This window comes from Phenylobacterium sp., from assembly GCF_004299445.1.
Lineage (GTDB): Bacteria > Pseudomonadota > Alphaproteobacteria > Caulobacterales > Caulobacteraceae > Phenylobacterium.
Genome location: NZ_SCTC01000052.1, coordinates 1 through 20175 on the forward strand (window position 1 = coordinate 1; position 20175 = coordinate 20175).

General features: G+C 64.5%; 24 protein-coding genes and 1 tRNA gene. 9 read left to right on the plus strand and 16 right to left on the minus strand.

Features of this window, described 5'->3' with window-relative positions; genetic code table 11:
- Positions 1-301: 301 nt before the first annotated feature.
- A complete protein-coding gene (locus tag EPN98_RS14060; RefSeq protein ID WP_293363448.1) occupies positions 302-721 on the plus strand; it encodes a hypothetical protein in 420 nt (139 codons plus the stop codon).
- A gap of 51 nt (positions 722-772) precedes the next feature.
- Here the strand turns inward: EPN98_RS14060 and EPN98_RS14065 are convergent, their stop codons facing one another.
- Positions 773-1312, minus strand: a complete 540-nt coding sequence (locus EPN98_RS14065) for a hypothetical protein (RefSeq protein WP_293363450.1) — start codon at positions 1310-1312, stop codon at positions 773-775.
- Positions 1309-2880, minus strand: coding sequence for a hypothetical protein (locus tag EPN98_RS14070; RefSeq protein ID WP_293363451.1), 1572 nt, complete (start codon positions 2878-2880; stop codon positions 1309-1311). The genes EPN98_RS14065 and EPN98_RS14070 overlap by 4 nt, the downstream gene beginning before the upstream one ends.
- Positions 2881-3010: 130 nt before the next feature.
- Between EPN98_RS14070 and EPN98_RS14075 the strand changes: the two genes are divergently transcribed.
- The 3 genes from EPN98_RS14075 to EPN98_RS14085 are packed head-to-tail and all read left to right on the plus strand — an operon-like array spanning position 3011 to position 3790.
- The gene (locus EPN98_RS14075; RefSeq protein ID WP_293363452.1) at positions 3011-3280 is read left to right on the plus strand and encodes a hypothetical protein; all 270 of its coding nucleotides are present in this window, start codon (positions 3011-3013) and stop codon (positions 3278-3280) included.
- Between the two features lie 20 nt (positions 3281-3300).
- Positions 3301-3567: a hypothetical protein gene (locus EPN98_RS14080; protein ID WP_293363453.1), complete on the plus strand. Its 267-nt coding sequence runs from the start codon at positions 3301-3303 to the stop codon at positions 3565-3567.
- Positions 3568-3595: 28 nt separating this feature from the next.
- Positions 3596-3790 carry a hypothetical protein gene (locus EPN98_RS14085; RefSeq protein ID WP_293363455.1) on the plus strand — a complete coding sequence of 65 codons (195 nt, stop codon included), beginning with the start codon at positions 3596-3598 and terminating at the stop codon, positions 3788-3790.
- Between the two features lie 3 nt (positions 3791-3793).
- Here EPN98_RS14085 and EPN98_RS14090 read toward each other — a convergent pair whose 3' ends face one another.
- The gene (locus tag EPN98_RS14090) at positions 3794-4546 is read right to left on the minus strand and encodes a tyrosine-type recombinase/integrase (protein ID WP_293363457.1); all 753 of its coding nucleotides are present in this window, start codon (positions 4544-4546) and stop codon (positions 3794-3796) included.
- 49 nt (positions 4547-4595) lie between these two features.
- Here EPN98_RS14090 and EPN98_RS14095 point away from each other — a divergent pair, with 49 nt between their 5' ends.
- The gene (locus EPN98_RS14095; RefSeq protein ID WP_293363458.1) at positions 4596-4976 is read left to right on the plus strand and encodes a hypothetical protein; all 381 of its coding nucleotides are present in this window, start codon (positions 4596-4598) and stop codon (positions 4974-4976) included.
- A 6-nt stretch (positions 4977-4982) separates the two neighbouring features.
- Here the strand turns inward: EPN98_RS14095 and EPN98_RS14100 are convergent, their stop codons facing one another.
- Complete coding sequence (locus EPN98_RS14100; protein WP_293363459.1) at positions 4983-5834, minus strand: hypothetical protein; 852 nt, start codon at positions 5832-5834, stop codon at positions 4983-4985.
- A gap of 243 nt (positions 5835-6077) precedes the next feature.
- Here EPN98_RS14100 and EPN98_RS14105 point away from each other — a divergent pair, with 243 nt between their 5' ends.
- Positions 6078-7274 (plus strand): hypothetical protein, encoded by a 1197-nt coding sequence (locus EPN98_RS14105; protein WP_293363460.1) that lies wholly within the window; start codon positions 6078-6080, stop codon positions 7272-7274.
- Here the strand turns inward: EPN98_RS14105 and EPN98_RS14110 are convergent.
- The 6 genes from EPN98_RS14110 to EPN98_RS14135 all read right to left on the minus strand — a co-directional run bounded on the left by EPN98_RS14110 (position 7229) and on the right by EPN98_RS14135 (position 12047).
- Positions 7229-7702 (minus strand): hypothetical protein, encoded by a 474-nt coding sequence (locus EPN98_RS14110; RefSeq protein ID WP_293363461.1) that lies wholly within the window; start codon positions 7700-7702, stop codon positions 7229-7231. The genes EPN98_RS14105 and EPN98_RS14110 overlap by 46 nt on opposite strands.
- 219 nt (positions 7703-7921) lie before the next feature.
- Entirely contained in the window at positions 7922-8230 is a 309-nt protein-coding gene (locus EPN98_RS14115) for a DUF3768 domain-containing protein (protein ID WP_293363462.1), read from the minus strand.
- On the minus strand, positions 8227-8448 hold the full coding sequence (locus EPN98_RS14120; protein WP_293363463.1) for a hypothetical protein: 222 nt from the start codon (positions 8446-8448) through the stop codon (positions 8227-8229). Before EPN98_RS14120 ends, EPN98_RS14115 begins: the two co-directional genes overlap by 4 nt.
- A 778-nt stretch (positions 8449-9226) precedes the next feature.
- Positions 9227-10432: an HNH endonuclease gene (locus EPN98_RS14125; RefSeq protein WP_293363465.1), complete on the minus strand. Its 1206-nt coding sequence runs from the start codon at positions 10430-10432 to the stop codon at positions 9227-9229.
- Between the two features lie 187 nt (positions 10433-10619).
- Positions 10620-10704, minus strand: a tRNA-Leu gene (locus EPN98_RS14130).
- 56 nt (positions 10705-10760) lie between these two features.
- Positions 10761-12047: a site-specific integrase gene (locus EPN98_RS14135; protein WP_293363466.1), complete on the minus strand. Its 1287-nt coding sequence runs from the start codon at positions 12045-12047 to the stop codon at positions 10761-10763.
- A gap of 285 nt (positions 12048-12332) precedes the next feature.
- On the opposite strand from EPN98_RS14135, the gene EPN98_RS14140 reads away from it, so the two are divergent.
- The 3 genes from EPN98_RS14140 (at position 12333) to EPN98_RS14150 (ending at position 14954) form a co-directional block, all read left to right on the plus strand.
- Complete coding sequence (locus EPN98_RS14140; RefSeq protein ID WP_293363468.1) at positions 12333-12653, plus strand: FeoA family protein; 321 nt, start codon at positions 12333-12335, stop codon at positions 12651-12653.
- Positions 12650-14524, plus strand: coding sequence for a ferrous iron transporter B (locus tag EPN98_RS14145; RefSeq protein WP_293363469.1), 1875 nt, complete (start codon positions 12650-12652; stop codon positions 14522-14524). The genes EPN98_RS14140 and EPN98_RS14145 overlap by 4 nt, the downstream gene beginning before the upstream one ends.
- A gap of 106 nt (positions 14525-14630) precedes the next feature.
- Complete coding sequence (locus EPN98_RS14150; RefSeq protein WP_293363470.1) at positions 14631-14954, plus strand: hypothetical protein; 324 nt, start codon at positions 14631-14633, stop codon at positions 14952-14954.
- On the opposite strand, the gene EPN98_RS14155 is transcribed toward EPN98_RS14150, so the two are convergent.
- The 6 genes from EPN98_RS14155 to hppD are packed head-to-tail and all read right to left on the minus strand — an operon-like array spanning position 14951 to position 20000.
- Entirely contained in the window at positions 14951-15499 is a 549-nt protein-coding gene (locus EPN98_RS14155; RefSeq protein ID WP_293363471.1) for a MarR family winged helix-turn-helix transcriptional regulator, read from the minus strand. The two genes, EPN98_RS14150 and EPN98_RS14155, sit on opposite strands and share 4 nt — an antisense overlap.
- Complete coding sequence (locus tag EPN98_RS14160) at positions 15496-16500, minus strand: fumarylacetoacetate hydrolase family protein (protein WP_293363472.1); 1005 nt, start codon at positions 16498-16500, stop codon at positions 15496-15498. Before EPN98_RS14160 ends, EPN98_RS14155 begins: the two co-directional genes overlap by 4 nt.
- Positions 16497-16766: a hypothetical protein gene (locus tag EPN98_RS14165; protein ID WP_293363474.1), complete on the minus strand. Its 270-nt coding sequence runs from the start codon at positions 16764-16766 to the stop codon at positions 16497-16499. Before EPN98_RS14165 ends, EPN98_RS14160 begins: the two co-directional genes overlap by 4 nt.
- The gene (locus tag EPN98_RS14170; protein WP_293363475.1) at positions 16763-17896 is read right to left on the minus strand and encodes a homogentisate 1,2-dioxygenase; all 1134 of its coding nucleotides are present in this window, start codon (positions 17894-17896) and stop codon (positions 16763-16765) included. The genes EPN98_RS14165 and EPN98_RS14170 overlap by 4 nt, the downstream gene beginning before the upstream one ends.
- Position 17897: 1 nt before the next feature.
- A complete protein-coding gene (locus EPN98_RS14175) occupies positions 17898-18890 on the minus strand; it encodes an isoaspartyl peptidase/L-asparaginase family protein (protein ID WP_293363477.1) in 993 nt (330 codons plus the stop codon).
- 3 nt (positions 18891-18893) lie between these two features.
- Positions 18894-20000, minus strand: a complete 1107-nt coding sequence (gene hppD / locus EPN98_RS14180) for a 4-hydroxyphenylpyruvate dioxygenase (RefSeq protein ID WP_293363478.1) — start codon at positions 19998-20000, stop codon at positions 18894-18896.
- Positions 20001-20175 lie beyond the last annotated feature (175 nt).

The window sequence follows — 20175 nt, forward strand, 5'->3', positions numbered from 1 at the left end:
GAGCTAAAGGCCGGTGAGCGCCCGGCCTTTGGCACTCTGAGCGCACGAGAAGCAGGTCGTCTCGCTGGCCTACTTCAACGCCGCAGGTCGGATCCGTCCCAGCACCGCTAGATCACATCGTTTGTGCAACATGATTTGATGTTGATTGGCCTGCAAGGCCGTGCCACGGTTTCGCATGAGGGGGCGGTAGACGCTGCCTTGTGCCCGAACCGGCCCCGCCGTGCTCCGGCCCTCGCGGAGACCAAATTCGATGTCGACCCTAAGTTCTGCCGGAAGCTGGCGAGACCCCATCCCGGACAACATGCACACCACCATCGTGGTCGCCGCAGGCGGCCTTGGTGTTGTTGGCCTGTTCGGCGCCTTCACGGCTCATGCCGATGTTGCGGTCATCACCGCAGCGTGGGCGGGCATGTTCGTGAAGCTCGGCAGTCAAGCCGGGCATTCGATGAACAAGGACACCTGCCTCAAGGTCGCCACCGGCGTTATCGTCGGGATCGGTGGCCTTGCTGCTGGAGTGAAGGTGGCCAACACTTGGCTCGCCTACACCGGTGTCGGGACCATTCCGGCGATGATCTGCAACGCTGGAACCAACGCTGGCATGACCTACATCATCGGACGTTCTGCGGCGCGTGTGTTTCTTGCGTCGGACGCCGGGACGTCGGTCGAAGAGATGATCCGAGCGATCATTCGCCTCTTCTCGCCACCGGGCCACCGTCACTGACGCATGATGGAGTCTACGACTGGGCTGCGCCCTGGCCAGGCGCAGCCCCTTTTATTTGAGCAGCCGCTCGCAGTACCACGGCAGCGCCGCGATCGCCGCTACGGCATCGGGTGACTGGCGCGGTATCGGCAGCACCACGGTTACGGGCGCGTCTCGCGCCGCCACGGCCTTGGCGTTCGCCCGCTTGCGCCACGCGGCCATGAACACCCAACGCCCGAGCAACAGTGCCAAGCCTATCCAGAACAGCAGGGCGGGGATCTCCATCCCCGGCTGCGCGCCGTACTTGAGCGCGCCCCACGCGCCGACACCGAGGATCGTCGCGCCAAGCATCTGCCGCCATGCCGGGATGCGCAGCTGCTGCCTCGGCGACGCGCCGGACATGGCATCCCAATCGCGCTTCCAGTTGCGGTACTCGGTGAGGCGATTGCCGGCGTTGACGCTCATGCTGGTGACGACGATCGCGGCGAGCGCGATCCACCATCCGACCTGACCGGTGAAGGCCGCGTAGATCGACCACAGCATCAAGCAGAACACGGCGACCAGACTCGCGATGTTGCCGACCAGGTAGGTGAGAAGGCTGGGGCGGCTCATGACTGCGTGAACCTGGCCAGCAGGTAGTTGCGATCGCTGTCCTTGAAGCGCCGCCCCGCCTGAAACCACACGCCGGTGACGTTGCCCGCGTTGGCGGCCCCGCCGGTGCGAAGGATGCGCCCGAAGTCTCCGGGTTCGATCTCGTAATCCATGGCCTCGCTGTAGCCGTCGCTGTAGGTGCTTCCGCTGTTCACGCCACGATTGCGGCCCCAGCTCTCGTTCGAACCCCAGCTCGATCCGCTGTGGCCGCCACTACTCCCCTGCCCATTGGCGGCGCTCGACCAGCTGCTCCCCGAGCTGCCGCCGCGGTTGCTGCCCGCGCCGCTGTTCATGCCGCGCGAATAGCCCTGCGACTCGCCTTCGCTGTAGCTCGCCCGCCGTTGCAGCGAGCGGCCGATCGTCTCAGCCGCGAAGCGGTTGGTCTCGGGGTCGGCGTTGTTGTGGAAGACCTTAGTGAGGAAATTCGCGAGCAGCATGTCGGCGCGCGGCTTACCGTTCTGCCCGCCCATACGGGCGTAGTAGGTGGGCAGCGACTGGCTGAGGAACACCGTACACGCCAGCGACGAACGGCAGGTCGACTGAAAGTCGGCATCGAACGAGTTGACGAAGTAGTGCGCCTCGTCAGCGAACAGGAACACCGGCCTCTGACGGTGCTGAGGGTCGAGCCCGTTGCGGGCCAACACCGCACGCTGCCACATGTACTTGAAGAGCTGCTGGGCGATGATGCCGTCCTCGTTCCAGGTCAGCGCCGACATGTCCATGACGATGATCGCGCCGTGGAAGGTGAGCTCCGGCACCACGTTGGTGCGGGTGCAGAACACGTCGTGCAGCCGACCGCGATTGAAGCGGTCGAGCGTGGTCGAGAGCGAGATCGCGATGTTGCCGCGCGTGCGGTTGTCGAGCTGAGCGTACTCGTCGTGCCAGTACGCGGCGGTCTTCTGGAAGTCGTCCTCAGCCATGGGCGAGACGACGCCACGACGCGCCGCTGACAGCGCCTGGAACATGAAGGATGAGGACTGCCAGTCCGGGTCCTTGAGCTGCTCCAGCGATTTGGGTGCGGCACCGACGAAGCGGATGATGTCCGGGATGCTGACCGTGCCGGTCGCCGCATAGAGCACGGGCACGGTGTTGCGCAGGAGCTGACGGGTGGCGTCTTCCCAGAAGGCTTCGCCCTGCGAACCCGCATTGGGGTTGGAGAGCCGCGCGGCTTCCAGGATGCGCATCAGGCATTCGATGACGCTGCCCATGCCGGCGGCGCCCTGGCGGGCGAGCTCGTAGGTGATGAAGTTGAAGCCTTCTTGCGCGCCGAACACGACCACCGAGTTGGCGCGGCCGTTGGCCTGCGCATACCCAACCCACCGCTCCACCTCGTCGGGCTTGGCGCAGAGCACCAGGCCGCCCATGCCGGCGCGAAGATAGGCCGAGGCCAGCGCCACGCCGCTACCCGAGGTCTTACCGGACCCGATGCCGCCGAACACATGCACGCCCTGGACTGCATCGCGTAGCGTGAAGTGATCACTGGCGCTCAGCTGAAGCAGCGGCGTGTCCAGATCGCTGATGAAGCTCATGACGTTCCCCCACCCATCCCAAGCTTGGCGCGTGAGAAGGACGGCGCGGAGTCGATTCAACCTAGAGGAGTCTTTGCTATGCCTAAACACTCCAGCGCGATTACCTCACTCCACGGCCAGGGAGGCGGGCGTGAAACGCAGGTTCGATCTCGGCGAGTTCCTGTTCGGTCAGGGGCGCGAGGCAATTGAAGACGTCCGCGCCAAGCTGATCGACGAGGCCTGGTTTGGCAGGCGCAGTGCCGCGCCGCGAAGCCCCGACGTCGCGCTCGGCTGGGTGACCGAGCACGACGCCGAGGCACGCGCTCACGCGCCCGACGCGCCCAGGACCACATTCGACGAACAATGGGCGCCACGCCCACCGGGCGGCGACGCTGACCCGGACCACGGCATCGACCGCTAGCGCGAGAAGGGGGGACGAAGATGTTCGAGGGAATCCCGCTGCCCATCTGGGCAAAGTTCACGATCTGCGTGCTTGCCGATCTGTTCGACATGACCTTCGGCCGGCTGATGCTGGGCGTCAGCATCCTCACCGATGTCGGCAGCGCCCTGATCATGTTCCTGCTGTGGGGGCCGCTCGGCCTGCTCTCCATCTGGGAGACGGCCGACGTCACCGAGCAGTTCGACGGCTTCGTGCCCAGCAACACGCTGATCGCCTGGGCGGCGCACCGCAAGCATCAGCAAACGTAGGAAGCGTTCGGAGATGTGGAACGCGGAGATGAAACCGCCAAGCTTCGGCGCTTGGATATTCCTTGCTGGCGTGACGGTCGCATTGCTGGCTGACGCGGTTCATGTAGACGACGAGCTCATCCTTGGATTGCTCGGTACGGTCGGCTTCGGCTGGGCCGCCATGGACATCGGCGGCTGGATTCAGCGCTGCATCAAAGTCGGCGTCTGGCGGCGGCCGTCGTAGGACTCACCACAACCGCTGCGCAAAGGCCCGCTCTTCGGGGCCGAGAACGTGCTGGTAGATCGCCGTGGTCTCAAGCCGCGCATGGCCCATCCAGCGCTGGGTGAGCGCCGGGGGCACATTGTGCTCGGCATTGGCGATACCGAAGCCATGGCGCAGGCCCTTGGCGGTCGCCTGCGTTCCGCACACGCCGGCCTCGCACATCAACCGCTTCACCGTCCGCCAGCCGGTCTGGCGGCACCAGGTCCATAGCGGCGCGTCGAGATCCCTCTCGCGTGCGATCTCCTCAAGCCGCGCCATCAACTCCACCGGGACCGGCACCGCGCGAAACACCCGCTTGCGCCGCTTGAGTGTGCGCAAGATCACCCGGTTGGTCTCTGCGTCGAGGCTGGCGCGGGTGACGGACAGCGCCTCGCTGATCCGGCACCCGGTGAAGGCCAGCAGCTCCGCAAACGCCCGCACCGTCAGAGGCTCGCGCGCCGCGGCCTTCAGGAAGCGTTGCCGCTCGCTCGCACAGAGATATTTGCGGCTGCCGCCTGCGTCGTAGAGCGCCTCGACCCCGTTTGCAGGGCGGGTCATCGCGCTCCTCCCGCTGCAACAGAATGCGGAGAAGTGGTGCAAGGCCGTATCGCGCGCGCAGGCGCAGAAACCAGGGCGCTGCAGGTGCGAATTGGTGGCGTGACGAAAGACTGTTCTTCCATGTTCAAAGCGAACATAGATTCGATCAATCAAGGCGTTCGACGCAACAGAACTCCGCATTCGGTTACATTTTGCGCGTGTCTATTCTAAGGCATGAGGCGATTTTACCATGCGGATGCATCTCATCGCAGTCATCGCGATGTTCTTGGCGACCAATGCAGGCGCAGCGGCGGCACAGACCCGCGATGCAGCCGTGCAACGCGCCAACCGCATGGCCTACGAAGCCGCGATGAAGTGCTTTGTGACCGCCGGTGCCGCCTCTGGTGAACGCGAGGACGCCGGTGATCGAGCGGCCGCTGCGCGATACGAGCAAGCGGCCCGCAGGTCGTTCGACACCGCATCACGGCTGGGCGAGGTGCTGGGCTACTCTGGAAGTCGGATCAACCAGGACTTTGGACTCGCGCAGACGCGCGAGCTCCCGAAACTGGTCGCAGATGCGACCTACAACCGAAATGCTGCCGCCACCTGCCGCGCCATCGGGCTGATGTAAGCGCCGTCAGATCGCGCGTGTCGGTGCGGGTCCTGGTGACCGGGAAGGAGCGAGGCCATGATCGGCATGCAGCGCCTCCGCTACCTGAACACGACCCAGCGCGGCGATGACATCCGGCGGGAAGCCAACAGCTGACCCCTTCGGTGCGTCCGCGCCAATTGGATCCGCCTCACTGTGTGGCGCCGGCTCTCCGCGAGACTGCGAGTGCTGCTGCAACTGCGCGGCGAGAGACTGCCGGGATTGCTTCATCCCATTCAGCATCGAACCGTACTCGGGACTTCGATCGGCGCCGTGCGTTCCGGCATCTTCCAACTGCTCGATCGCAAGGTTGGCTGCGCGCAGGTCGCCCTGCGGCGTGCGCAGCGCCTGCGCCTCCTCGATGGCCTTGCGTCGCGCGGCCTCGCGCTCACGGTAGGCTTCCTTCTCCGCCTCCGACGAGAACTCGAGGTAGGGGTCGAAGATCTTCCGCTCGTAGAAGTCGGTGACGAAGCTGGTCACCTTCGCGCGTGCGGCCTCGCTGGCGGACCCTAGTTCGGTGGCGGCGCGTGCGGCGACTCCGGAGCTGGCCGCCTGGGCATGCTGCGCGAGCGTGGTTGCGGTGGCGACACAGGCGGCGACCCTGGTGCCCATGGTCGCGAGCGCACCGGAGCCGGCGCGTTCGATCTGAGACTTGAGGGCGAGCAGCGCGCCAAGCTGCGCGTCGGCCTGGCCGATCAGCGCGGGGTCACCTCCCTGGCTGCGAAGCTCGATGAGATTGGCGGAAAGCTCGCTCTGAGCGGCCGATACCTGCGCCGCGAGATTTTCGCGGAGGCTAGCCTCCGGGTCGCCCGGCTTCGCCGGCCGACCCTCAACTGTCATTTCGGGCGCTATAGACTAATCCTGGTGAGTTATTATACAACTAAAGATAGTATGTCATAGTTAAGATTTCGTTAAAACTCCCTCCGGTGGGGAACTCATGGAGCAGGCATCGATGCTTTTACACCTACCTCGGCTCCAGAATCCGGTGCCAGCGACCCACATGTAACAAAAACGTTCTTCCGAGGCGGCTTGCGCTGGTCATGTTGGCCCGCGAAATTGATAACGCAGCCGACGGAGCTAGCCATGCACAAGCCGCAATGGAAACATCTCTGGTCATGCGCGATCATATCGATCCTAGGGCTCACCCCAACAAGCGTACTGGCCCAAAGACAGTTTTATGCCTCTGATGCTTATGGGAGCATAAGCTCCTACGTCCTCGGAGAGATTGTCGACGACACGGTGGTGGACGCGACGGAGATATCGAATTCATATCGAATCACGACCTACTCGGTAACATCACTATCCGCCATTGACTATAGAAACACGTTAGTTACGGATGAATTCGGTCAATTAACTATCCGCTCCGATCGCCAAGGATTTGTCGTAAAGTCAGATCACATACATATAGACACTAGTCCCGAGAAAGATTTTCTCGTCGAGGGATTCATGTCGCTAAGATTGAATCCGGACGACGAGTTCGTACGTCTCCCGATTTCAAGAACGTCAGATTCGTTCGTCGAGTTTCTTGTTTCTGATTACTTTAGCGTGAACATTGACCGCGAAGACCCGACTCGAATTTACGCCGAGTACAATTCACCCTACGGCCGTAGAGTGATAGACATCGCAAAGCTGGGTGGATATACCGGTTTCAATTGGCTTCAAGTCATAGATAATTTGCCTTGCCCGAGTCCTTTTCGCGGGAATCGCTCACCTGATACTATGGTATGCACCAACGGAATTGATCCCATCAAGGATCCGTACCCAGGCGGATGGACATATGACACCCCAGTCTACGATCCATACCCTCGATATTACTATCAGGATTTCGTCAATAATCAGTCGCAGGGTCCGAGTATATTTTTTGAAGACCGCCCATCAAACCCCTGCCTATTTGGCAGCATCCATCAAGACATCATAGATTCAAAGTGCGGGGGCCAAACAGCTGCTGCGGGTGAATACATGGAGTTCACCACTAAATTCGTCGGAGTTAAACCCAATGGACACTATGATACGTTTAGTGAATTTCGATGGGCCTCAAACTACAACGGCACTGTGGGTGGCGGGGCATGGCAGCTCCGAGGGTTGCTGGAAGCGGACCCGGGAAGCGGCACCGGTGGCGCCTTCCTGCTGGACACTTCGGCGGTACCCGAGCCCCTAGCCTGGGTGACCGCTGTGAGTGGCTTCGGGGCAGTAGGATTGTTCCTACGGCGCGCGCGGCAGCGCCGGTTTAGCGTCTATTTCGCCCTCACAACCAAGACTCGTCGCAAGGGAAATTTCTGAGAGGGCTCGTGCAAATCTACGGTCAGTTCCTTGCCTTTGTCGTCGCGCAAGTGCCACTCGGTCCCTACGCGAGCTTTGATCGCACCCTGCGGCAGTTCTACGGTGAGACGCAGTATCGGCTGCCACAACAGAGAGTTGGCCTGAAAGCCTTTGTACTCGGAGCTTCTGACAATATAGACCCGCGCCACCGGGTAGCCGCTTTGGCAGCCAAGCTTGGTTTCCATGCCCTCCCAGTTGTCCATGAGGCCCATCGTGGGCCCCTCCACCTCCACAAGTCGTAAGTCGCGTTCGCCGCTGGGCGGATCCTTGAAAGCAGCAGAGCGACCTCGCGGATCAGGGCGAGCGCGCACCTCGGCGCTCCAAACGGTCAGGCTTTCACATTGAACCAAAGGAAGACCAGATGCAGCAGCCCTGCTGCCCGCGCCCATGAAACCCGCCACAGTTAATATCGATAGGCAAAATATGTAATTCACATGCATATAGTTGCATATTAGCGATAATTACTGTTGTAATACTATAACATTTCTAGGACACTGTCGATGTATAATTGCGGTTGCGCATTTGTGCGTGAATTTGGCTTTATCGAGGCGGCCTTCGCCGCCCCGTTCCGCGTCAATACTCCGACGCCAGCATAAGGGTCATCACCCTCATGGTGACGGTTGGGTCCGAGGGTCCTCCGAGCCGTGGACCATGTCACGGTCGTAGGCGTCGATCTTCCAGAACAGGTTCTGCCCCGCGAGGTTGATCGAGCCGAAATCGTGCTCGCCGTAAGGGTCATTGTCCTCGGTGAAGTCTGAGAAGCTCCGCACCGCGGCCAACGCCATCTGGATGAACTCCGGCCCCTGCGCCTGCACGCCACAAGTGAGGAACCACTGGCCGGGGACGCGAAGGTTCCCGGCGCGGAACGCATCGTTCAGATCCCGGATGCGTTGGCGGGTGGCGATGGCGGGAGTCATTGCTGACCTCCCGCCTGCTCGTCGCGCTCGCTGACCGCGCGCATGACGATGCGGCCCTGGATGGGGATCGCGGTGCAGTTGATCGCGAAGCCCTTGCCGTCCTTGTGGGGCCAGGCCGCGGCGATCGGCGTCCAGGTGGACTTCTCGCCTTCGCCGGTCACCACGTAGATGCGGTGGGTCGGTTTCTGGCCGGTGGTTTTGGTGGATTGGTCGGTCATGTTCGTCTCCTTCGTTTCGCTGCGGGACCATCCCGCCGCTTCGTGGGGAGGAGACGGCGACGGCCGCCGAGGGGACGGTCACACCCCGCCCCGCGCCCGGAGGGGGTGAAGCTGCACGCCAGGAAGCAAGCCGGGTTGAACGGCGCCGGGCCGGCGCCAGACCTCAGGACCAGGAAGCCGGTGGAGATGGTTCGCTAAGCGCTACGTCAGACGACCTCTGACCAACCCAGCCGCCGGTCAGGCCCAGACGCCTGCTCGTGGAGACACCAAGCGACGCCTCCACCTCGACGATCGGCTCACCTGGCGACCGGCCGCTCAGGACAAGGCCCGGGCGAGGGTCATAAGCATCATGCAGGCCACGCAGCCGCCTTCGTCAGCCCACGCAGCAGCGACGACGGGTGAGGAAGGATAGCCGGCAGGTAGCCCCTGCAAGACGGCTCGCTTCCGCGGACGAGAATGTCCTTGTGCAGCTCCGCCCCGCGACGCGCGGCGCACCCCGGGTGCGGTCCGCTCCGGGGCCGCTCAGTGCCGGCAGGAAATCCTCATCCGTCGCGCATGCCGCGCGCGGGCAACGAAGGAGGACTTATGACATGCCCCGACATCACGACCCTGATCGCATCTCTGGCCGCCATGTTCGCAGCGCTCGCCAAGCTTGTCTGGAGCATCCGCCGGAGGCGGTAGTGAACAGCGGCCAAGCCCGCGGCTTCAAGCAGACCTCCAACGCCTCCGTCAGCGCGTTAGGTCAGGCGGGCAATCAGCGCTTGAAAAGTCGTATGGGTCACCCGGCGTTCTCGTCAGCCGACGGATTGGCGAGCCAGCGAGCCAGCTCGTCCTGCGAGACAACCTGTTCCAACGGCACCTTGAGCAAAAGATGGGCGGCGCGATGGATGGCCTCGGAAAGAATGGCTTCCTTCATGGCCTCATCTTCCACGACGACATCTCCGCTAACGCCGTGCCGCTCGAACACGTCGCCCACGATCCGTTCGATCGCTCTCGATGTGCCGATGTCGTTCGCAAGCTTGAGGATCGCGCCGACGCGTTGGGGCATGACCGTCGCGAAATCGGCATGGCTGGGCGACGCTAGCCATGCCCAGGAAACGTCATCGATGACCGACGGCTCTTCCGACCAGTTGGCCTGGTTCATCGGATCGGAGACCAGCGCGAGCTGCAAATTCGGCGGACCACCTTCCTCGGCGAGCACCACCTGCCAGGCCAACATGTTGTAGAGCGTGAAATGCCCCAGCACCCGACCGTGCTCGTCGCTACGCACGCATACGAGATTGAACGCGGTGCCGTAGAGCTCGATCAGCTGGGCGACATTGGGCAGCAAGCGGTCATCGAGATGGGTTCTCTCGCGCACGAAGGTTTCGCTGCCGACGTTCACGAAACTGCGCGCAAGGTCGAAGGGAGTGCTTCGCGTCACGTCGTTGCCAACGGCCAGCGCCGTGATCTCCAGGCATGCTTTGACCATCGATCGGATGGCGAGTTCTCCTCCGAAGGAGAAGCGACCGTGCATCGACCCGACCCGCCGTTGAATTGCTCGGGCTTCCCCGTCGGGAAGTAGCTGCCGCACGCGATCCTCTGGCATTTTCACCTGCGCCGCGATGTGAGGGATCATTTCTGCCAGATGCTCCGGTGAGCGAACGTCCACCTCAAGCCGTATTCCTTCATCTTCGCGAATGATGCGGAACGGGCTCGCTCGGCTGTCTGCAGTGCCGTTGGGGAGGAAATCGACGACTTCATCGCCGGCCTTCACTCCCTTGATCGTCGGCGGAGGCTTGCCCGTGCCCGAGTAGAGCTGAAGCAAGTTTCGCAGCAGCGGGACCTGGTTCGCGAGAGCCGCGTCGATGGAGCCTCCGAACTCATTGTTGCAGACGGAGCAGATCAGTTTCTTGGAGGTCTTGCGGCCGCCCAGCGCATTGAGGAGCACGTGCTCCGGCTTAGTCGCCGCATCGAGCTTGTTATCGCAGAACAGGCAGGTCATCGCTGTGAGCGTCCCGAGGCGTGTCGTTTCGATTGACCGGATTGTCGTGTCACGACGTGGGGATGAGGAGCGTGATTTGATAGCCCTCGAACGCGTGGCCGTTTCCCGTCAGGGATACCTCGGCCAACGTGCCGCCGGTGTCGGCGGCACTCGCGAGCGCAGCGAGCGCGCGGTTCCTCGCTGAAGGTGGTGCCCCCGGTCGGACTCGAACCGACACACCTCGCGGTACCGGATTTTGAATCCGGCGCGTCTACCAATTCCACCACAGGGGCCCGAGCCGTTCTATAGCGAGGCGGATTCCAGAAGCCAACCGGTTTCGATGGCAACGTCAAGAATTCAGTCGCGTACGCTTTCGCATTGCTGACTTCGGCTTAGCCCGCGGCGCTTCCCGCCTGACATTGATAGCAGATGCGTCGATCATGTTCTTGATGTGAGAAGCATAATACTTCTCGATCATCTCAACACTGGTTCGACAGTTTTTGGCGATCTGATAGATGTCCGCGCCTTCCATAAGGCGCATGGAAATGTAGGTATGACGGAGGCTGTACGCTGTTCGGCGGTTTCCCTCCCGGTCAAACTTCAGGTCCAGTTCGTCCAGAATGGTGTTCAGGAGCTCGCGCTGCGGCAGACCGAACACCCGGTCTTTCGGCTGGAGCTTGTGGCGTTTGACCATGCGCTGAAATGGCAGCACTGCGCCGGGCATGCTCTTGCAGAAGCCCACGCCGCGTTTCCCCCGGACCTCGATTTCGAGAATGCGTTCGCCCGTTGCTTCATCGGTAACGATGGCAACGTCTCGAAATTCGATGCGCGCGGCCTCGTCTGGCCGCAAACCGGTGTTGACCATGAACAGCACATAGTCGTGCAGGTCTTCGCACGCCCCACGCCACCGCTCCTTCTTCGGGTTCTTGGCGCGATCGCGCGTCGCTTCGTAGAGACGCTTGTACTCCTCGGGCGAGAACCACGCGCGATGGCTGATCTTGCCCGAGGCCTTGTAGGGCGCGGAGAGGTCCGGAAGGTACGGCAGCCAACCGTGACGGTTGGCCGTCTTCAGCACATGCCGGAGAGTGATGATCTCGTGATGCAGCGTTGTCCGACCTGGGCGCTTCGGCGATCCTGACTTCGGATCCTTCATGATCCGCCCGGTCTTCGGATCGCGCACCGGCTGCCCATTCGCGTCCAGCAACATCGTCTGAGTGGCGGGGTCCTTTCGAGACGTCATCCGATGGATGCGGTAGTCCTGGACCATACCTGGAGTGATCTCGGTGACGATGGTGTCACCGAAGAACGGGAGCAGATGCACCCGCAGCCTCAGGCCGTGGCTCGCCACATAGAGCGGATTGCGCTCGCCCTGAGTGATGACTTCATACTCCTTGAGGAAGTAATCGGCCGCCTTGCGGAAGGTCGTGCCGGTCTTGAGGTCACCGCCTCGGTACTTGCCGAGAAGCTCAAGATACCAGTCGCGCGCAACGTCCTTGGCGCGCGCCAGGCTCTCCTCGCCAGTGGACTTCTTGTGCTGCTTGTTTCCGAAGGTGCAGGACGCTTGCCAAAACGGACTGCGCGGACGCTGGAAAAGCTGAACCTTGTTGTCGAGAAGCGAGTGTCTCGTGGCGTCCATGGTGACCTGCACCGTGAGGGTGGAAAGTGCGCTAGTGCGCTTGGAGTGCGCTAGCCAACTGAACCTTCACCATATAGTTAGATCATTGTTTTTACAAGCATTTTGTTGGCATCGCGTTGATTTTACTCGGTTTTGAGTCTGCCGCGTCTACCATTTCGCCACTGGGGCAGCGGCGGGTGAACATAGGCGCCGCATCGCGTCCGTCAACGCGAGCCTTGCGCCGAGGCGGTCGAGGTCGTACCTGATAATCGTTCGCAAGACGGCGGGCGCAGGGATCAATCTTCGATGCACGAGATGCTGGCCGAGGTCGCTGACGCCGCCACGATGGAAGCGAACGGGCTCTCCCGCCTCAGCCAGGCTCAGGCCGGCGACCGGGGCGTGATCGCCGAGGTGCGCGCCGACCACGCCAACGACCATGGCGGGGTCGATGTCCATGAACTGGAGCGCCGCCTGCTCGAGTTCGGCTTCGTCGAGGGCGCCCGCTTCGAGATCCTGCATCAGGGCTTGTTCGGCGCGGACCCCATCGCCGTGAAGCTGGACGACATGCGCGTGGCGCTGCGTCGCCGCGACGCTTCGGACGTCTGGGTGCGGCTGCAAGACAAATGAGTGAAGCTGTGGCGCGACCTGCCCGCGTGGCGCTGGTCGGCAATCCCAACACCGGCAAGACCGCCCTCTTCAACGCCCTGACCGGCGGCCGCCAGAAGGTCGCCAACTATGCCGGCGTGACCGTCGAGCGGAAGGAAGGCTTCGTCACCACGGCCGGCGGCCGCAATCTCTCGATCCTGGACCTGCCCGGAACCTATTCCCTGCGCGCGCGCAGCCCCGACGAGGTGGTGACACGTGACGCGGTGCTTGGCCGGCTGGAGGGCGAGGTCGCGCCTGACGTGGTGCTGGCGGTGGCCGACGCGACCAATCTTCGCCTCGTGCTGCGGCTGATCCTGGAGCTCAAGGCGGTGGGCCGGCCGATGGTGCTGGCGCTCAACATGTACGACATCGCCCAGCGCCAGGGTCTGCGCATCGACCTGGAGGGCCTGGAGCGCGAGCTGGGCTGCCCGATCGTCACCACAGTGGCCACCCGCAAGCGCGGCATCGATGAGCTGACCGCCAAGGTCGACGCCCTGATCGCCTCGGGCCAGCTGGCCACCGACAACGTCTGGCGCGAGCCATCGGCCGGCGAGATCCGCGACGCTCACCGCGAGGCGCAGCGCATCCTGAAGGCGTACGTCCGTCCGCCCGAGCGTCCCGACACGATGACGGGGCGCGTCGATGCTGTCCTTCTGCACCCGGTCGCCGGGCTGGCGATCCTGCTGGGACTGCTGTTCCTGATGTTCCAGGCGGTGTTCACCTGGGCCGGGCCGCCCGCCGACGCGATCGAGGCCGGGGTCGGCTGGCTGGGGACGCAGGTGGGTCTCCTGCTGCCGGACGGCCTGCTGGAGAGCCTGATCGTCGACGGCCTGTTCGCCGGCGTCGGCAGCGTGCTGGTGTTCCTGCCGCAGATCCTGGTGCTGTTCCTCTTTATCATCCTGCTCGAGGACTTCGGGTACATGGCGCGGGCCGCGTTCCTGATGGACAAGATCATGGGGGGCGCAGGACTTCACGGTCGGGCGTTCATCCCGCTCTTGTCATCGTTCGCCTGCGCGATCCCCGGGATCATGGCGGCCCGTGTCATCGACCAGAAGCGTGACCGGCTGACGACGATCCTCGTGGCGCCTCTGATGACCTGCTCGGCGCGCATCCCGGTCTACACCCTGATCATCGGGGCGTTTATCCCCGACCGAACCGTAGGACCGGGCCTCAACCTGCAGGGCCTGGTGATGTTTGGCCTCTACGCCACGGGCATCCTCTCGGCGCTGGCGGTCTCGTTCGTGATCCGCAAGGTGTTCTGGCGCGGCGCGGTCGAGCCGTTCCTGATGGAGCTGCCCACCTACAAGCTGCCCTCATTCGAGAACGTGGCGCGCAACCTGCTGCTGCGGGCGCAGATCTTCCTGAGCCGCGCCGGGCGCATCATCCTGCCGCTGATGGTTCTGGTGTGGGTTCTGTCCACCTTCCCCGGCCCACCGGCGAACGCCACGCTGCCCGCCATCGACTACAGCTTCGCGGGCATGATCGGGCACGCGATCCAGCCGCTCTTCGCGCCAATCGGGTTCAACTGGCAGATGGTGGTGGCGCTCATCCCCGGCTTCGCCGCCCGTGAGGTGGCCGTTGCCGCTCTGGGCACCGTCTATGCGGTCGGCGACGCCGAAGCCAATGTGGGCGCCCTGGGCGCGCGACTGGCCGAGCAGTGGAGCCTGGCCACCGGCCTGTCGTTTCTGGCCTGGTACATCTTCGCCCCGCAGTGCGCCGCAACCCTGGGCGTCGTGAAGCGCGAGACCAACTCGTGGCTCTGGATGGGCGTGATGTTCGCCTACATGGTCACCCTGGCCTACCTGGCCTCGTTCCTGGTCTACCATGGGGCGGTCGCCCTGGGCTGGGGATAGGCACCACGGGGTCGAGTCGGGAGATCGCCCCCGGGTTGCGTTAATTTCGCTTTTTCCGTGCGTTTTAACCCGCCGATAAAGGAGTGGGGGGAAAGCTGTGTCCGCCATGCAGAACCAGCTGGAAATCGCCCGGGACGCGCCCACGGGGAAAAGGCCGATCAAGGTCAAGAAGACCCTGTGCAAGCGCGTCCGCGAGGCCCTCCTTTCGCTCGGCGGCGAAGCGCACCGATCGATCGTGATTGAGCAGGTGGCCCGAAATCTCGGCCACGATGTCCGTCAGATCCCCGAGGAGTTGCAGCTCGAGGTCATCGTCTCGTTCGAGCAGACGTGGCGCGACGAGCGCAAGCGAGCGGCCTACGGCTTCCACCTGCCGTTCGGCGAAGGCTCGCACCGCTGGGGCGTCCGCATGGAAGACGCGCTCGCGGCCTAGCCCGGGATCTTCGGCGGCTCACCTTCGCCCGATAGCTGTCCCGCGGCAGCCTGCAGCCGGGTCAGCAGACGCTTGAGCAGCGTGACGTCCTCGGGCGAGAGGCCCGCGATCAGCGCCGCCTCATAGGCCAACGCCAGCGGCGCGATCTCGGAATGCAGGCTCCTGCCCTCTGGCGTCAGGGTCAGCACATGGCTGCGGCCGTCGGTCTTGTTCTCCGCCCGCTTGATCAGGCGGCGCTTCACCAGTCCCTGAGCGGCGCGGCTGACCGTGACCTTGTCCATCACCGTACGCGCGACGATCTGCACCTGAGTCATGCCGCCGTCTTCCGCCAGCACACAGATCAGCCGCCATTGCGGGACGGTCAGGCCAAAGCGGTCCTCGTAGGCCCGCGCGATCAGGCCGGACACGGCGTTCGACGCCACCGACAGGCGGTAAGGCAGATAGGCGTCCAGTTTCAGCCCGCCTTCGGCCTCGACGCTGTGCAGGGTGAGGCCGTCCTGCGCGGCGCCCTGGGGACCCCGCCCGCCGGAGCGCAGCAGGCTCATGCCGGAGCGACCTGCTGTTCGATGGCGCCGAAGATCGAGTGGCGCCGGGCGTCGACCATCTGGATGCGCACGGTGTCGCCGTGCTTCATGAAGGGCGTCACCGGCTTGCCGCCGAGCAGCGTCTCGACGGTTCGCACCTCGGCCAGGCACGAATAACCCAGCCCGCCCTGGTCGATTGGCTTGCCCGGACCGCCGTCATCATCGCGGTTCGAGACCGTGCCTGAACCGATGATGGTCCCGGCCGCGAGGTTCCGGGTCCTGGCGGCGTGCGCGATCAGCGTGCCGAAGTCGAAGGTCATGTCGACGCCGGCGTCGGCCTCGCCCAGCGGCTTGCCGTTCAGCTCGACCTCCAGCTTCCCATGCAGCTTGCCGTCCTTGAAGTTCGGCAGCGCGTCAGGAGTCACCGCCACCGGAGAGAACGCCGACGCGGGCTTGGACTGGAAGAAGCCAAAGCTCTTGGCGAGCTCGCCGGGGATCAGGTTGCGCAGGCTGACGTCGTTGCAGAGCATGACCAGACGGATGTGCTCCAGCGCCTCCTCGCGCGTCACGCCCATCGGCACGTCGCCGGTGACGACGGCGATCTCGCCCTCCATGTCGCAGCCCCAGGCCTCGTCCTTCAGCGGAATCGGGTCGCGCGGGCCCAGGAAGCCGTCCGAGCCGCCCTGGTACATTAAGGGATCGGTCCAGAAGCTCTCGGGCATGTCGGCGGAGCGGGCCTGCCGCACCAGGGCTACATGGTTCACATAGGCCGAGCCGTCCGCCCACTGGTAGGCGCGCGGCAACGGGCTCATGGCGTCATGCTCATGGAACCGCGCCTTTGGCACCGAGCCGTGCTCCAGGCTCTCTGCCAGGCCGCGCAGCTCGGGCTCGCAGCGCTCCCAGTCGTCCAGCGCCGCCTGCAGCGTCAGCGCGATCCGGTCGGCCGGCGAGTACCAGGCGAGGTCGTTCGAGACCACCACCAGGCGGCCGTCCCGGCCCCCCTTCAACGACGCCAGCTTCATGCGCTCTCCTTCGTGATCACCCGGGTCACCGTGACCCCGTCCTCGTAGGACCGAGGCTCATACACTCTCACTTCGACACGGATGTCACCGCCCGCGTCATGCTCCCACATGTAGGCGCGCTCGAAACAGACATCGCGGCCGTCCGGTGTGAAGCCTTCGAACGTGTCGCCCCATGGCGTACTGGCGGCCAGGTCGCGCCAGCCCAGGGTCATGGCGCGGTCCAACTCGTCGACCGCGGCGTCCATCAGGTCGTCCTGCAGGCTCACGCGCTCTTCCAGCTATCGACGTAGGCCGGGTTCTCCACCGCAGCCGCCGCCTCGCCCACGTCCAGCGGGTCGCGGGTGTCGATCATCACCGCGTACTCGTCCGTGGCCGGCTTCGGTTGGCTGAGCATGTTCTTCAGCGCCTTCGGGTGCGGGCCATGGGTGAAGCCCGACGGGTGGAACGTCATCATGCCCGCTTCGATATGGTCGCGGCTGAAGAAATCGCCTGCGTGGTAGAACAGCACCTCGTCGTAGTCGTCGTTGTTGTGGAAGAAGGGGATCTTCAACGCCCCCGGATCGGTCTCGAACGGGCGCGGCGCAAAGGTGCAGACGACGAACCGGTCCGAGACGAAGGTCGAATGCACCGACGGCGGCAGGTGGTAGCGGTGGCTCACCACCGGGCGAATGTCCTTCACGTTCAGCCGCACGGGCGCGAGCTCGCCATGCCAGCCCACGGCGTCCAGCGGGTTGTACGGATAGGTCACGGTCGAGACCTGACCGCGCTTCTTCACCTCGACCCGGACGTCGCCCGCCTCGGCCTGATGGGCGCGGAAGACGTCATCCATCTCCGGCGTGTCGAGGATGGCCGGGTCAAAAAGGGCATGCGGGCCCATCAGGCCGCGATCCGGCAGCCGGAAATGGGTGTTGGTGGCCTGGATCATCAGGATCGCCGTCGGCTCGGACGGCGTCAGACGCCACATCGTGCCGCGCGGCAGGTACAGGTAGTCGCCGGCGCGGTAGGCGATCCGGCCGAAATCGCAGAACAGGTCTCCGACGCCCTGATGGACGAACAGCAGCTGGTCGCCGTCGGCGTTGCGCGCCAGCGCCGGCATGGGCGTCGCCGGCTTCCAGAAGCGCATTTCGGTGGCCGCGTTCTGCAGGATGACACCCGCGGCCCACGGTGACGGGTCGGCGGCGTTCAGCCGGGCGAGGTCGAAGGCGCGGGGGCGCAGCGGGCCCTCGAAGCTGGTCCAGCCGGTCGGTGGCCGAGGGTGATAGAGGAAGGCGGCGGGGCCGAAGAAGCCCTCCTTGCTCATCTCGCGCTCGTAGGCGCCCTCGGGCAGGTCGGCGTGCGCCTGGCGTGAGTGCTCTCCCTGCGCGCCCCGAACGGGAATCCAGTCGCCCTTCGCCATGTCAGATCTCGTCCTTGTAGATGCTCACGGCCAGCGGCTCGCCGTCGGCGACGCGGGCCCGGTACATGCCCGAGGTGTTGAAACTCCAGGCCATGGCGCCGTCGGGCGCCACAGCGATCACGCCACCCGCCCCGCCCAGGGCGGTCAGCTGGTGCTGCACCACCCGGTCGCAGGCCGCCTGCAGCGTCAGGCCCGCGTGCTCGACCAGGTCGCAGATCCGATGCGCCACGCCCAGGCGGATGAAGTACTCGCCCGCCCCGGTGCACGAGACCGCGCACGCGGTGTTGGACGCATAGGTTCCGGCGCCGATCAGAGGGCTGTCGCCCACTCGCCCCCAGCGCTTGGCGTTCGTGCCGCCGGTGGAGGTGCCGGCGGCCACATCGCCACGGTGGTCGCGGGCCACGACGCCCACCGTGCCGTACTTGCCTTCCTCGTGAACCAGCGCCGCCTTGCCGGAGGGCGGCGCGGCGCCGGCGGGCTTGGGCGGAACCGCCAGCCCCAACTTGCCCAGCGCCTTCTCCAGGCTCCGCCACCGCTCCTCGGTGAAGAAGTAGCCCGGCTCCACCTGCTCCAGCCCCTGGCTGCGGGCGAAGGCGTCGGCGCCCTCCCCGCCCAGCAGCACATGGGTCGAACCCTCGATCACCGCCCGCGCCGCCGAGATCGGATGGCGCGTGGTGGTCAGGCCCGCGACCGCGCCTGCCGCCAGGTTTCGGCCGTCCATGATGGAGGCGTCCAGCTCGTTGCGCCCCTCGGCGGTGAAGGCCGCGCCGCGGCCCGCGTTGAACAGGGGATCATCTTCGAGGACCCGGATCGCCGCCTCCACAGCGTCCATCGCCGAGCCGCCCGCCCGCAGCACCGCGGCCCCGGCGTTCGCCGCCGTGGCCATGGCCTCGCGGTAGACCGCCTCCTGCTCAGGCGTCAGGTCGCCCCGCACAATCGCGCCCGCGCCGCCGTGGGCGACCAGGGCCCACTTCGGCTGCGTCGGTTGCGGCATGGCTCAGTCCTTCGCGGGCAGCACGCCCCGACGGATCTGATCCAGTTCGATGCTCTCGAACAAGGCCTTGAAGTTGCCCTCCCCGAAGCCCTCGTTGCCCTTGCGTTGGATCATCTCGAAGAAGATCGGGCCGACCATGTTTTCGGTGAAGATCTGCAGCAGCAGGCCTTGGCCCTCGCTGGGCGCGCCGTCGATCAGGATGCGGTCGGCGCGCAGCCGCTCCACGTCCTCGCCGTGGCCCGGCAGGCGCGCGTCGATGCCGTCGAAGTAGGTGTCGATGGTGTCCTGGAACTTCACGCCCCGGTCGCGCATCGTCTCGACCGACTCGTAGATGTCGCCCGTGCCCAGCGCGATGTGCTGGATGCCCTCGCCCTTGTAGTCCTTGAGGAATTCCTCGATCTGCGAGTGCTCGTCCTGGCTTTCGTTCAGCGGGATGCGGATCTTGCCGTCCGGGCTGGTCATCGCCTTCGAGATCAGCGCCGTCTGCTTGCCCTCGATGTCGAAGTAGCGGATCTCCCGGAAATTGAAGATGCGCTCGTAGAACTCGGCCCACTTGGCCATCTGGCCGCGATGGACGTTGTGGGTCAGGTGGTCGAGGTAGGTTAGACCCACCTCGTTCCCGGCCCGCGCTTCCTCGGCGCCTTCGATCGGCAGGAAGTCGACGTCGTAGATCTCCTGCGCGCCGTAGCGGTCGACCAGATAGAGGTTCGAGCCGCCGATCCCCTCGATGGCCGGGATGTTGAGCTCCATCGGGCCCACCGGACCCTGTACCGGCTTCGCACCGCGCTCGACGGCCAGCTTGAAGGCCTTTGCGGCGTCGCGGACACGAAAGGCCATGGCGTTGGCCGAGGGGCCGTGCGCCTCGCGGAAGTCGGCCGCCTGGCCCTGGGGCTCCATGTTCAGGATGAAGTTGATGTCGCCCTGGCGGAAGCGCAGCACGTTCTTGGAGCGATGCCTGGCCACGGCCGTGAAGCCCATCTTCTCGAAGAGGTCCTTCAGCCGCTCGGGCTCAGGCGAGGTGAACTCCACGAACTCGAAGCCGTCGGTTCCCAGCGGATTGTCGAACAGGTCCCGGGGCTCGCCGGTCTTTTGGGGGGCTTGCACGCTCATGACGGTCTCCGGTCCAGGGATACCGATGTAGTATCATATGAAACTATATAGCGATAGCCCGTGGGCGTGAAGGCGCGCGTGGATGTGTGCGCCAAGGGGTGCGAGCTGACGCTCCACGCGACATTCGCCTCGGGCGCTGCTAGGCAGGCTCCACATTTCTCGCGTTGGGACCGGC

Excerpts from the sequence above, each read along its gene's own strand:
- EPN98_RS14175 (WP_293363477.1), bottom strand. The coding sequence starts at position 18,890 with ATGCCGCAACCGACGCAGCCGAAGTGGGCCCTGGTCGCCCACGGCGGC.
- EPN98_RS14145 (WP_293363469.1), top strand. The coding sequence starts at position 12,650 with ATGAGTGAAGCTGTGGCGCGACCTGCCCGCGTGGCGCTGGTCGGCAAT.
- EPN98_RS14105 (WP_293363460.1), top strand. The coding sequence starts at position 6,078 with ATGCACAAGCCGCAATGGAAACATCTCTGGTCATGCGCGATCATATCG.
- EPN98_RS14155 (WP_293363471.1), bottom strand. The coding sequence starts at position 15,499 with ATGAGCCTGCTGCGCTCCGGCGGGCGGGGTCCCCAGGGCGCCGCGCAG.
- EPN98_RS14160 (WP_293363472.1), bottom strand. The coding sequence starts at position 16,500 with ATGAAGCTGGCGTCGTTGAAGGGGGGCCGGGACGGCCGCCTGGTGGTG.
- EPN98_RS14090 (WP_293363457.1), bottom strand. The coding sequence starts at position 4,546 with ATGCGGAGTTCTGTTGCGTCGAACGCCTTGATTGATCGAATCTATGTT.
- EPN98_RS14110 (WP_293363461.1), bottom strand. The coding sequence starts at position 7,702 with ATGGGCGCGGGCAGCAGGGCTGCTGCATCTGGTCTTCCTTTGGTTCAA.
- EPN98_RS14060 (WP_293363448.1), top strand. The coding sequence starts at position 302 with ATGCACACCACCATCGTGGTCGCCGCAGGCGGCCTTGGTGTTGTTGGC.
- EPN98_RS14120 (WP_293363463.1), bottom strand. The coding sequence starts at position 8,448 with ATGACCGACCAATCCACCAAAACCACCGGCCAGAAACCGACCCACCGC.
- EPN98_RS14150 (WP_293363470.1), top strand. The coding sequence starts at position 14,631 with ATGCAGAACCAGCTGGAAATCGCCCGGGACGCGCCCACGGGGAAAAGG.
- EPN98_RS14100 (WP_293363459.1), bottom strand. The coding sequence starts at position 5,834 with ATGACAGTTGAGGGTCGGCCGGCGAAGCCGGGCGACCCGGAGGCTAGC.
- EPN98_RS14095 (WP_293363458.1), top strand. The coding sequence starts at position 4,596 with ATGCGGATGCATCTCATCGCAGTCATCGCGATGTTCTTGGCGACCAAT.
- EPN98_RS14115 (WP_293363462.1), bottom strand. The coding sequence starts at position 8,230 with ATGACTCCCGCCATCGCCACCCGCCAACGCATCCGGGATCTGAACGAT.
- EPN98_RS14135 (WP_293363466.1), bottom strand. The coding sequence starts at position 12,047 with ATGGACGCCACGAGACACTCGCTTCTCGACAACAAGGTTCAGCTTTTC.
- EPN98_RS14070 (WP_293363451.1), bottom strand. The coding sequence starts at position 2,880 with ATGAGCTTCATCAGCGATCTGGACACGCCGCTGCTTCAGCTGAGCGCC.
- EPN98_RS14125 (WP_293363465.1), bottom strand. The coding sequence starts at position 10,432 with ATGACCTGCCTGTTCTGCGATAACAAGCTCGATGCGGCGACTAAGCCG.
- hppD (WP_293363478.1), bottom strand. The coding sequence starts at position 20,000 with ATGAGCGTGCAAGCCCCCCAAAAGACCGGCGAGCCCCGGGACCTGTTC.
- EPN98_RS14080 (WP_293363453.1), top strand. The coding sequence starts at position 3,301 with ATGTTCGAGGGAATCCCGCTGCCCATCTGGGCAAAGTTCACGATCTGC.
- EPN98_RS14085 (WP_293363455.1), top strand. The coding sequence starts at position 3,596 with ATGAAACCGCCAAGCTTCGGCGCTTGGATATTCCTTGCTGGCGTGACG.
- EPN98_RS14140 (WP_293363468.1), top strand. The coding sequence starts at position 12,333 with ATGCACGAGATGCTGGCCGAGGTCGCTGACGCCGCCACGATGGAAGCG.
- EPN98_RS14170 (WP_293363475.1), bottom strand. The coding sequence starts at position 17,896 with ATGGCGAAGGGCGACTGGATTCCCGTTCGGGGCGCGCAGGGAGAGCAC.
- EPN98_RS14065 (WP_293363450.1), bottom strand. The coding sequence starts at position 1,312 with ATGAGCCGCCCCAGCCTTCTCACCTACCTGGTCGGCAACATCGCGAGT.